Below are 12,150 nucleotides of genomic sequence, written 5' to 3'. Positions count from 1 at the left end.
ATCTTTTTGAGAGGGATTTCAATCTAAAAGAAAAAGATTACTTAAATTATATTTGTAATCTCCTTATATCTCTCATACATTTTTTGCCATTTCTCAGTATCCTTTGGATAATAAGTTTTCATATCAGAAGAGGATTCAATAATTTCTCTTGCCTTTTTTATATCTTTTATTGCTCCCTTTGTTATAGCTTGTACTACTATATTCCCTAAAGAAGTTGCTTCAACAGGTCCAGTAATAACTTGTATACCAAGAACATCAGCAGTAAATTGTGAAAGTAATTGGTTTTGTGAGCCTCCTCCCACAATATGTAAAACTTTGATCTTCTTCTTTAAAATTCTCTCAAGATCATCAAAGACCTCTTTATATCTAAAAGCAAGAGATTCCAATATACATCTTGCTATTTCTCCTTTTCTCTCAGGTATACCTTGATGGGTTTTATAGCAATAATCTTGAATTGCTTTCACCATGCTCGGTGGATTTAAAAACGATACGTCATCAGGATTTATAAAATATTTAAAGGGTTCTTCCTCTTCAGCCAATTTAGTAATCTCAGAATATGATAGGTCACACCCTTCTTTAGCCCATTCTCTTTTTACTCTCTGTAAAAGCCAAAGCCCCATTATGTTTTTCAAAAATCTATAAGTCTTATCATAACCACCTTCATTAGTAAAATTTGCCTTAAAAGATTCTTCATTTATAATAGGTTCTTTAAGTTCAACCCCCATCAATGACCATGTTCCTGAACTAATATATGCCCAATCTTCACCTTTTCCAGGAACTCCCACTACAGCACATCCTGTATCATGTTCACAAGGAGCAATTACAGAAACATCCTTAACCTTTAATTCTTCTTGAATCCCTTTATATAACTTACCTATTTCTGTTCCAGATGGAAATATGGGAGGCATTATATCCTTAGGTATACTAAATTTCTCTAAGATTTCTTCCTCCCAACTATCTTTAAAAGGACTATACATCTGAGAAGTAGTTGTAATAGAAAATTCAGTTAACATCTCTCCCGTCAACATAAAATTAAATAGATCAGGCATAAATAACAGTTTATGAGCAGAATTAAAGAGAGAAGATTTTTCATGCACCATACTATAGAGTTGAAATAAGGTATTAATTTGCATTATTTGTATTCCTGTCAATTTATAAATTTCTTCTTTAGACATTACTCTAAAAGCCTTTTCAAGAATCCCATCTGTCCTATGATCCCTATAGCATACAGGAATCCCTGCTAAATAACCTTCCTTCGTAACCAATCCAAAATCTACACCCCATGTATCTATCCCTATACTTTCTATATCTTTATATTTAGAAAAAGCCTTACCCAAACCCTCTTTAATATCTTGAAACATCTGAGTAATATTCCAGTAAAGTCTCCCAAGAATATCAACAGGCCTATTTACAAACCTATGAATCTCTTCAAGAGTTATTCTATTATCCTTCAAGGTTCCCAACATAATTCTTCCGCTTTCTGCCCCAAGATCAATAGCAATAAACCTTCTCTCTTTCATATTTATCACCTCATACTCTCTCTTTAACAACCTTTTCCATATAACCACTTTCTCGAAAAGTCTTCAATGGATCAAGAGGAACTCCCATTTCTTCTCTTACTTTATAAATTAATGGCATAACATCAGTATCAAAGGCTCTTACCAAGGTATTTTCTGCCATGACAATATCACATTCCTCTTGATATTTTCTTAACAATTTTCTGTTTACAATTAAAGCTTTTGCATAAGTTTTAAATATATTTTCAACACTTTGTATCATCTCTTCTATTTTGTTCTTAAGGTTTTGAGACTCATCTATCATATATGCAATATTCATCTTTAAACCATCTTCTTCCGCAGAAACCAGTTCATTAAATATCAAAAATAATTCATAAGGATTTATAGAGCCAGTAGTAAGATCATCATCTGCATACTTTTTATTGTTAAAATGGAATCCCCCAAGTTTTCCTTCATCTACAAGAATAGCAACAATCTGCTCTATATTTGTCCCGAGAGGATGATGTCCTAAGTCTACAAGTACATAAGCCCTATCTCCAAGCTTTCTTGAAAGAATCATTGCTGTTCCCCAGTCAGGAATATCCGTATGATAAAAAGCAGGTTCAAAAAACTTATACTCTATAAGAAGCCTCATATCGGAATCCAAACAAGAATATACTTCTCTTAAGCTTTCTTCTAATCTATGTTTTCTCTTTCTAAAGTCATCTTGCCCAGGATGATTAGTACCATCAGCAAGCCAAAGGGAAATATCTTTAGAGCCAAGTCTTTTAGCTATTTCTATGCATTCTTTAATATGATTTATAGCCTTCTCCCTTACTTTTTTATCAACATGAGTTAAACTTCCTAACTTATACTCATCATCTTGAAATAGATTTGGATTAATTGCACCTGGTTTAACTCCAAGAGATTCAGCATATTTTAATAGTTCATCCCAATCATCATACATATCCCATGGTATATGAAGAGCAACTGTAGGGCATATTCCAGTTAATTTATGCACCATAGCAGCATCTTGCAACTTTTCCTTTACATTCCTTGCAGATCCTTTTTGCTTAAATACAGCAAATCGGGTTCCAGAATCAGCATAACCCCAAGAAGGAGTTTCGACCTTAAATTTCTTTAACTTCCTCTCAACCCCCTCTACATCTATACCTTCATCTTCTAACATATTCCTTAAAATCTCATACCTTTTTTCATAATTTATCATAATAATACCCCCTATATATTTTTATTTTCCTATTTATTTTTTCAAATTTAATTTTCATTTTTTATTGTTTTTATGTCTTATTTTTATCACAAAAAAAAGTTATGGTCAATAATAAATAAAATCAATCTCTGATGTAGATTTGTGTAATATTGCCATCATTTTTCTATTGTTGAGAGTATAAAAACTATGAATTCAGAAAAAACCTTGGTAACCCTCCTCTAAATTGTCGAGAAGGATTACCAAGGTACTTAAGTGGCTTTTTTATGGTAAAGAAATAAGTACTTACTGGCTCTTAGTGGGAATAGTGCTCTTTCATCTCTTTATTAAAAGGTAAATTTAAAATTTCATCTATAACTTCCTTTACTTGTTCATATGATCTTGTTCTTGGATCTCTTATCAAAACTTCTTCAAATACTCTTCTATCCCCAGTAACAAATGCTTCTATAGCAAATTCCATTCTCATAATTCGAGGTGTTAAATAAAATTTCTTAACTCTATCTGTTAAATCAGGCTTAATCTCTTCAGGATGTATTCCATTATCATCTACTATTACTGGCACTTCCACCACCACATCCTTAGGAATATCAGAGATAATTCCATTATTAAGGATATTTAAAACTAATCTCTGTTTTTCACCATTTACAATTGCATTAATAAAAGGAATTTGTTGTTCACCACTCAAACTTTCCCTTTTAAGCTCAGGAAAAACATCCAAAAGATTTTCTTTATCATCTTTTGATAATTCAATAAGCCTTCTCTTATAGGCTCTTAAAGCTTCATAGAATTTAGGCCTTTCTATCTCATTATCTATGCATCCAAATTTACCATACCATTTCTTTTTCGTCTCTAAATTATAATGATATTTCCAACTTCCATTTCTACATGTATCTCCAATAGGTAACATTCCATAAAATCTATACATATCTATAGATGCAGGACTTAATTGGGCATCCCATGGATTTTTAGGTTCCCATTTTGATGAATTTTCTTCTATCCATTTATCAAGAATAGGATATGCATTCTCACCATTGTATAAAAATCTATTTAGCCAAATACCATGATTTACTCCAGCAACTTGCCATTCCACTTTTTTAGGATCCAGATTTAAAGCTTCTATCACATCAAAAACTCCACCATAACCATGACAAAAACCTATAATTTTTGTATTAGTCTGACGTAAGACAAGCTGAGTAACCTCAAAAACAGGATTTGCAGTCTGCATCATATAAGCAGAAGGAGCATATTTTTCTATCACTTTTGCTATATCAAGAGAAAGTTTTAATTGATTATAGCTAGTAAAAGTATAATAGTCAGAAACCATATTAAACTCTTGACTATCTATACCCCGATAATATCCATGCTTCTCTCCAACCTCTCTCATAATTTCATATTGTACATATCCATCTTCATGCCCCTCAGCCCTTGCAAGAGCAGTATTAATAACAAAGCTTGCTCCTTCTACAGCAAATCTTAAGTCTGTAGTTTTCTCTATCCTAAGATTTGCTCCAAATACATCATTAATTTTTTTTGCAAGATTGTATACAGCATTCAATCTTTCTTCATCAATATCCATTAATGATACAGAAGAATCATTTAATCTCTTTACTTTACAAAGATCCGAGATAAGAGTTAAGGTATACCTGACACTTCCTGCCCCTACAAAAGCAATCTTAATATTTGCCATTTTTAGACCTCCCAATTTTAATTATTAAGAATTCTATAACTTTGATATAGAGGTAGTAGCAATACCTGTCTCCATATACTTTTGGAAAAATATAAAAATAATAAAAATAGGAATAAGCGATAGAACTGACATAGCAAAAACAGCTCCCCAATTTGTAATAGTTGTAGGATCAGCAAAAGCCTTTAAAGCAAGAGCTATAGGGTACAACTCTGGTTTATTTAAATACAATAAGGGTCCCATAAAATCATCCCATGTCCAATAAAAAGCAAAGATTACACTGGTGATTAAAGCAGGTTTTAATCCTGGCAAGATAATGTACCAAAATATTTGATATTTACTAGCCCCATCAATAGATGCAGCCTCATCATATTCATAGGGAATTCCTCTTATAAACTGCATCATCAAAAAAATAAAAAAAGGACCCCCAAAAAAGGCAGGAACAATTAAGGGTTTAAAGGAATTAACCCAACCAAGTTTATAAAAAAGTATATATCGTGGAACAATAAGAACTTGTCCTGGAAGAAGTAAGGTTAACATTATAGTTGTAAACCAAAAATTTCTTCCCGGAAAAGCGATTCTTGAAAGTCCATAGGCAATCATGGTTGATGATATAACTATACCAATAGTTACTCCAGTGGATAAAATAAAAGAATTTTTAAAAAAAGTAGCAAAGGTTATACCTCCAAATCCTTCCCAGCCCTCTATATAATTCTCAATCGTAAATTTTTTAGGAATAAGTGATGTCATATCTGAAAATATCTCCTGATGCGTTTTAAATGACGAACCTATCAACCAAAGTAGTGGATAAATCATTACAAAGGCAAAAATACTAATTATGATATAATAAATTACATAAAAAGTTAAAGTTTTCTTTATCATAAATTACTTAACCTCCCCTGCCTCATAATATACCCATTTTTTAGAAGTTTTAAACAAAATAAAAGTCACGACTGCTACCTCAAATAATAAGAACCAAGCCATTGCAGATGCATATCCCATATCATAATCTCTAAAAGCCTTTTGATATACATAAAGAGCATAAAATAGAGTAGTATCTAAAGGTGCTCCTCCTGTTATAATATAAGCTTGTGTAAAAACCATAAATCCTCCAATTGTTTGCATAACAAGATTAAAAAATATAACAGGACTTAAAAGGGGTAATGTTATTTTAAATATCTGTCTCCAAAATCCTGCCCCATCTATACTTGCAGCCTCATATAGTTCTACTGGTATCTGTTTTAACCCTGCTAAAAATATAAGCATAGGAGATCCAAATTGCCACATTGCAAGTAAAATTAAAGTCCATATTGCAAAACGAGGATCACCAAGCCACATAATCTCTTCTGAATACCCCAAAATATTCTGTAATATATAATTTACAAGTCCATCCATACCAAAAATTTGTTTCCACATTACTGCTACTGCAACACTTCCCCCAACAAGAGAAGGTACATAATATATAGCCCTATATAATCTAATTATCTTATGTTCTGAAAGATTTAATACCAAAGCAACGATAAAAGCAAACAGTAATCTAAAAGGAACAGCAAAGACCACATATTTAAGAGTTGCTCTCAGTGCATTATAAAAACGCCTGTCCTCAAAAAACATTCTATACCAATTATCAAAACCTATAAATTTAGGAGTACTTAATACATCATACTTAGTAAAAGATAAAAGAAAAGAAGCCACAAGTGGAAACAAAATAAATGCTAAAAAACCTATAATCCATGGAGAAATAAAAAAATATCCTGCTAAGATATTGGATCTTTTTTTCTTAGATAGCCTCATAATATTATCTACTCCCCTTATAAAGTATAAAAGGGGGAGAATTTTATTATTCTCCCCCTAAAACATTAATTACCTATTCAATATTTTCTCTGCTTCTTTCTTAAGAGTATCATAAGCCTCTTCTAATCCAATCTTCTTGTATCTAATTTGTTCCCATATAGGAGCTATAACATTATTTGATATCTCTGCATGTTTAGGAATATCAGGAGGAGGTGTAGGCGATCCTTCTTTTTCAGCAAGTCTTACAAAAGCAAAAGCCTCTTTCTGAGAAGCCTCAAGATATGGTTTTAAGAAAGTTTGTACTCTACTTGAAATAGGAACTCCTCTTTCTGCTTTCATAATCTTATGAGCATCTAAATTGTTAGTAAAGAAATCAATAAACATAGCTGCCTCTTTAGGATATTTTGTCTTGGAATAAATAGAGAAAAACATGGAAGCTTTAAGATAGGTACCAGATTTTGATTTTCTATCAAGCCTTGGGAAAAGAACCATCTTTAAAGGTCTGCCGGCAGCTTTTGATATAGCAATAAGCTGATTACTCCAAGCAAGAGACATAGCAGATTTCTTTTTAACAATAAATTGATCTTCAACCCCAAGACCAGTCCTTGAAACATCCACTGATATATCTGGCGCAGCTCCAGCATTCTCTATATCAAGCATCATCTCCCACCATTTTACAAATGTATCTTTACTAAAACCTATGGACTTACCATCTTGAGAATATAACCATTCTCCATTCTCAATTAACCAAATTTTGAAGCATTCTATTTGACCTGTAAAGCCTTCAACACCATAAATACCAAGTTTTTTCTTTATTTGTATAACTGTATTTTTAAATTCCTCCCAAGTCCAATCATTTTTTGGAAGAGGAACACCAGCTTGTTTGAATAATTCAGGATCATAAACAAGACCAAGAGCATTAACACCAAGATTTATACCATAAAGTCTACTATTTACTATTCCAGGCTTTATATAATTAGTAGCCACATCTTTTAGATTTATTACATTATCCTTAACAAAATCATCAAGAGGTAAAAGTAATCCTCTATTTACCCATTCAGTAATATATTGATAATCATGTTGTATTACATCAGGTAAGTTTCCAGCTGCAGCCTGTGTATTAAGTTTCGTCCAGTAATCACTCCATGATGTATATTCTGGCGTTATTTTAATATTGGGATATCTTTTTTCAAACAGCTTGATTACTTCAAGAGTCTGATTATGTCTGGTTTGGCTTCCCCACCAAGCAACCCTTAAATTTATAGGCTGTTGAGAATAATTAACTGTCAAAACAATGAGAAGAAGTAACAAAGAAACTAAAACCCCTTTAAACTTCATAAATCTAACCCCCTTTTAATATTATTTTAGGAGAGATTTTTTAAATTTACAGATCACCCCCTCATTTTATATTATGCAAAAATATTGCATAAATCAATATTTATATTCTATTTTTATTTTTCATTTCTGTCAAGATTTTTTTCATTATCAATGTCATGATATAATAAAGCCATGGTTAACCTTGCTAAAAAGATAGCATTATTAACAGGAGCCAGCAGAGGAATTGGAGAAGAAATTGCAAGAAGGCTTGCAAAGGAAAAGGTTAATCTTGCTCTTATAGCAAGAGATGAAAATAAATTAAAAAAAATAAAAGATGAATTATCAAAAGAAAATATTGATATATTTATTTTACCAATAGATTTGACAGAAAATAATGCTCCAAAGTTTGTTATTGAGAAAGTAATTGAATGTTTTGGAGGATTAGATATATTAATAAATAATGCTGGAACAGCTCTTTCCAAACCTTTATTAGAAACATCAGAGGAAGAATGGGATAATTTAATGACAATTAATGCAAAGGTTCCTTATTTTTTATGTAAATATGCCATACCTTATTTGAAAAACTCAGAAATTCCAACTATTATAAATATATCTTCAGTAGTAGGGTATAAAGGATATGTAAATCAAAGTGCCTATACTGCATCAAAACATGCACTTCACGGATTCACAAAAGTCCTTGCTCAAGAAGTGCATGAATATGATATAAGGGTACATTTAATATCTCCAGGGGGAGTTGCCACTGATCTAGTTAACAAAGTTAGACCTGATCTTGAAAAATCATCATTAATACAACCCTACGAAATCGCAGAAATCATTATATTTCTATTAAGATTTAGAAATAATGCAGTTATTGACGAAATCCAAGTAAGACGAAAAGATAATATCCCTTGGAAATAGTTTAAAATCTATCCTTTAATAATTTTTTTCTATATTTTTCAACCTCTAAATTATCAATTTCATCTATTTGTTCTTTTGTAAAGAAGCGCATCTTTCCAAAGAGTCTTGCCACAAAAATTACTTTAATTGAAGATTCAATAAGTAAAGTTCTATATAATGCTTCTTTTAAATTACTCCCAACTGTAACAAGGCCATGATTCTTTACTAAAACTCCATTATGATTTTTTATAATCTCCCCTACTGCTTCAGCAAACTCTTTACCTCCTGGTACTACATACTCAATTACTGGAATCTCTCCTCCAAGGAGAGCAACCATATCAGGGGTAAAGGGTTTTAAAGATTCATCTTGAAAAGCATATGCAATAGCATATACAGGATGGGTATGAATCACTGCCATTACATCTTCCCTTTGCTTATAGCACTCAAGATGCATCCAAATTTCTGAGGAAGGCCTTTTATAACCGTCTACAACATTTCCAGAACCTATTTCTACTCCTATATAGTCTTCTTCTGTAGCATCTTCAAAGGAAGATCCACTTGCTTTTATATATATTCTATCTCCAAGCCTTGCACTTATATTTCCTCCAGGCCCAACAACTAAGCTTTCCATAGAAATTCTTTTTCCTATCTCTATAAGTTCTTTTTTAAGTTTTGCCACATCAGAATTCATAATAAATTCCTCCCTTAGGAATATAATTTCGTAGATAATCAGAGGTCTTTTTAAGCTCTTCTAATACCTTTTCCTCAGTTTTTGTGGAAGGTGGAATAACTTCGACTATAAGTACTATTTTATCTACTGGGTTTAAATATTTAGATACAGGATTTTCTTTATAATTTTCAAAAGACGACTTTATTGCAGAAAGCACCTTCTCAATTTTGACATGTCCAATAGAATTATATTCTTCTGTAAATGGCCAATGACTACTTGAATCTGGCTTCGTCTGTTGTAAATGAATAATGGGAGAAAAACAAGCAAATCTTCTTAACCATTCTTCGTAGGAAAGATCTTCTCCAGTAAGTCCGTAATGCATACCAGCCTGGTGGCCCACATCAATAGTTAAGTAAACAGGAACCCCTTCATTATCTTTATTTACTTCAATAAGAAATTCTTCAGCCTCTTTTAATGTCCATGGTTTTTCACTTGGTATATACATCTGTTCATTAGAAATACCCAAAATTCCTTTATCTTTAGCAATCTTAGCAAGTTCTTTAAAAGTATTATAAACGTAATTAATTCTTTCTCTTTTTTTGCTATTATCTTGCAATACTTCCACAGAAATAGCATCCCAATGTCCTCCAAGATATTTTGCCCCCATCTCCCTTACAATATCCATGGCAGATATAATCCATTCTTTCATTCTCTTCCTCACTCTTTCATCACTATGAGACAAACCATGGAACCTATGGGTCGCCATCCCCGTATAGTAGTCCCATATATCTACATCATATTTCTCTGAATACTCCTTTATTTTCTTTGCTGTCTCTATTTGATATTCCTTATCGCCACTAAAGAAGGGATCTAAAACATCACTACAGAAAGAATGGTAATCATACCCAAGTTCTTTTGTAAGCCTTATAAAATTTTCAGGTTCTTCCCACCTTCTTGTTAAAAAGGCTCCATTAACACCAATATCTATATGTACTCTCATTTCTTCACCTCATCTCTACCCCACCACTAACATTAACAGCATCTCCAGTAATATAGGAGGCCTCATCACTGGCAAGAAATACTACCACATTTGCCACATCATCATAAGTACATGCTCTTCCAAGGGGAACCTGTTTTAAATACCTTTCTCTTACCTCTTCTTTGCTTATCCCTAATCTCTTTGCATATTGATCATATAGACTTTCTTTCCACAAAGGTGAATCCAGAAGATCTCCAGGACAAACAGCTATCACTCTTACATTATATGGAGCCAAATCTAATGCAATACTCTGAGTAAAACCTATTCCTCCAAATTTAGATGCAGAATAAGCAGAATTCCTAAAGCTTCCTTTCTTACCAGATTTTGAATTAATTTGTATTATGACACCTGATCTTTGTCTCACCATAACTTTTGCCGCCTCTCTCGCACAGAGAAAATAGCCTGTCAAATTCACATCAATAACCTTCTTCCAATCCTCAAGAGGAAATTCAGTAACATCATGAGCCATCAATATTCCAGCATTAGCAACCATTATATCAAGTTTTCCAAAAACCTCAACCGTTTTTTCTACCATATTTTTCACATCTTCCTCATTAGTTACATCACATCTTATAGCTAATGCCCTTCTTTTATATTCCTCTTCAATTCTTCTTACCACTTCTTGAGCCTTATCTATTTTTATGTCAGCAACAGTAACATCACAACCTTCCTTAGCAAGCCTATAAGCAAGAGCCTCACCAAGCCCTTGAGCTGCTCCAGTAACAATTGCTACTCTATCTTTTAATCTTTGGCAATCACACATCTATTTTCTCCCCCTTTTTCAATATATAATCTTCTGCTTCTTTAGACCACCATCCATTATTCTCTTTAACAATTTGATATAGATCTCTATAAATATCTCTTAATTCGGTAGGACCTTCAATACTTAATCTTTCAAAATCATCAATATCTGACAAAGGAAACTTTATGTGGGTGTAGATTAATTTCTTTCCTCCAGGAATATTGGGAAAATTTAAAAGCACATCCCTTGCCACATTCAAACCCCCAACATGTGTAATCATAGGAGAAGGATCTATAATGCCTTTCTGAATAAGATCTAAAGCTATCTTCATATCATTAGCATTTCCCCCAGATGTAGCCACAAAATGATGCTTATCATAATGAACCTTATAGAAATTAACACATGCGGTAAAATTATGGTCTGTTGGTCCTGCAAAAAAGTTTAGACATCCATCTCTGTCAAGTAGAGAGTCTGCTTCCTCAACTAATTTAGGATTGGGATATAATACAAAGATATCATCATATTTCACTTCTTTATATGATTGATCTTTTGTAGGATTAATAAATCTAATATCTATGCCCTTTTCTTTAATCTTATCTACAGGAAAAGCTCTAATAGCCCTTTGAAGCTTAGAATCATCAATATCAGTAATAATTAACAATCCGGGATTTTGAGGACCATAAACAAGATAAGCAAGAAAAGCAAGACCCATAGGACCTGCTCCACCTAAAATCGCAGTTTTACCTCCAGGCTTTATACCCATTATGTGCTCATATGAATTTTCCTTTGTATGATATTGAGCATTAACAGCACCAACCACACAAGACAAAGGTTCCACTAAGGATGCCTTATAGAAAGCATCTCCTTCATATATTAAAAGACAATCTTGTTCCATCACTTCATTAGGAATAATAACCCTTGTAGCAAGCCCCCCTAAATATTTGTATGAATAACCAGGAGCACTTAATACACCTACAGGACCTTTTTCATATAAAAGGGCAGGTTGAATAGTAAACTTTTGTCCTTCTTTATATTTATCTTTCCATTTTTCTCCAATTTTTAAAATAATACCTGCCATTTCATGTCCCACAATAACAGGGTTTTTATCAATATCCTTTGGTACTCTCGGATGCTCTGACCCCTGCACTATCTCTTTATAAGTAGATGGACAGCTGGTATCTGAAATTATCTCTGCAAGTATTTCATCTTCTTTAATATCAGGAAGCCCAAATTTTTCAAGCCTAAGATCCATCTTTCCATACATTCTTAAAGCTATGGTTTCCATT

11 protein-coding genes are annotated in these 12,150 nt (G+C 32.6%); 1 reads left to right on the top strand and 10 read right to left on the bottom strand.

What is annotated here, in order from left to right:
- Positions 1-41: 41 nt before the first annotated feature.
- From rhaB to ACY3JJ_RS02345, 6 genes are all read right to left on the bottom strand, one after another.
- Positions 42-1,520, bottom strand: a complete 1,479-nt coding sequence (gene rhaB, locus ACY3JJ_RS02370; RefSeq protein WP_463092199.1) for a rhamnulokinase — start codon at positions 1,518-1,520, stop codon at positions 42-44.
- 10 nt (positions 1,521-1,530) lie between these two features.
- On the bottom strand, positions 1,531-2,724 hold the full coding sequence (gene rhaI / locus ACY3JJ_RS02365; protein WP_463092198.1) for an L-rhamnose isomerase: 1,194 nt from the start codon (positions 2,722-2,724) through the stop codon (positions 1,531-1,533).
- Between the two features lie 292 nt (positions 2,725-3,016).
- Positions 3,017-4,408 (bottom strand): alpha-glucosidase AglA, encoded by a 1,392-nt coding sequence (aglA, locus tag ACY3JJ_RS02360; RefSeq protein ID WP_463092197.1) that lies wholly within the window; start codon positions 4,406-4,408, stop codon positions 3,017-3,019.
- Positions 4,409-4,441: 33 nt separating this feature from the next.
- Complete coding sequence (locus ACY3JJ_RS02355) at positions 4,442-5,287, bottom strand: carbohydrate ABC transporter permease (protein WP_463092196.1); 846 nt, start codon at positions 5,285-5,287, stop codon at positions 4,442-4,444.
- Between the two features lie 3 nt (positions 5,288-5,290).
- Positions 5,291-6,199, bottom strand: coding sequence for a carbohydrate ABC transporter permease (locus ACY3JJ_RS02350; protein WP_463092195.1), 909 nt, complete (start codon positions 6,197-6,199; stop codon positions 5,291-5,293).
- Positions 6,200-6,268: 69 nt separating this feature from the next.
- Positions 6,269-7,537 carry an ABC transporter substrate-binding protein gene (locus tag ACY3JJ_RS02345; protein WP_463092194.1) on the bottom strand — a complete coding sequence of 423 codons (1,269 nt, stop codon included), beginning with the start codon at positions 7,535-7,537 and terminating at the stop codon, positions 6,269-6,271.
- A gap of 171 nt (positions 7,538-7,708) precedes the next feature.
- Between ACY3JJ_RS02345 and ACY3JJ_RS02340 the strand changes: the two genes are divergently transcribed.
- Positions 7,709-8,434: an SDR family oxidoreductase gene (locus tag ACY3JJ_RS02340; RefSeq protein WP_463092193.1), complete on the top strand. Its 726-nt coding sequence runs from the start codon at positions 7,709-7,711 to the stop codon at positions 8,432-8,434.
- Between the two features lies 1 nt (position 8,435).
- Here ACY3JJ_RS02340 and ACY3JJ_RS02335 read toward each other — a convergent pair whose 3' ends face one another.
- From ACY3JJ_RS02335 to ACY3JJ_RS02320, 4 genes are read right to left on the bottom strand one after another with little or no spacing between them, the layout of a single operon-like run.
- A complete protein-coding gene (locus tag ACY3JJ_RS02335) occupies positions 8,436-9,104 on the bottom strand; it encodes a class II aldolase/adducin family protein (RefSeq protein ID WP_463092192.1) in 669 nt (222 codons plus the stop codon).
- The gene (locus ACY3JJ_RS02330) at positions 9,094-10,083 is read right to left on the bottom strand and encodes a sugar phosphate isomerase/epimerase family protein (protein WP_463092191.1); all 990 of its coding nucleotides are present in this window, start codon (positions 10,081-10,083) and stop codon (positions 9,094-9,096) included. The genes ACY3JJ_RS02335 and ACY3JJ_RS02330 overlap by 11 nt, the downstream gene beginning before the upstream one ends.
- A 4-nt stretch (positions 10,084-10,087) precedes the next feature.
- A complete protein-coding gene (gene srlD / locus ACY3JJ_RS02325) occupies positions 10,088-10,885 on the bottom strand; it encodes a sorbitol-6-phosphate dehydrogenase (protein ID WP_463092190.1) in 798 nt (265 codons plus the stop codon).
- Positions 10,878-12,149, bottom strand: coding sequence for a zinc-binding dehydrogenase (locus ACY3JJ_RS02320; RefSeq protein WP_463092189.1), 1,272 nt, complete (start codon positions 12,147-12,149; stop codon positions 10,878-10,880). The genes srlD and ACY3JJ_RS02320 overlap by 8 nt, the downstream gene beginning before the upstream one ends.
- Between the last annotated feature and the right edge of the window lies 1 nt (position 12,150).

The sequence above is a fragment of the Dictyoglomus sp. DH genome, from assembly GCF_055181375.1.
This window is presented reverse-complemented; position numbering and strand designations above follow the sequence as displayed.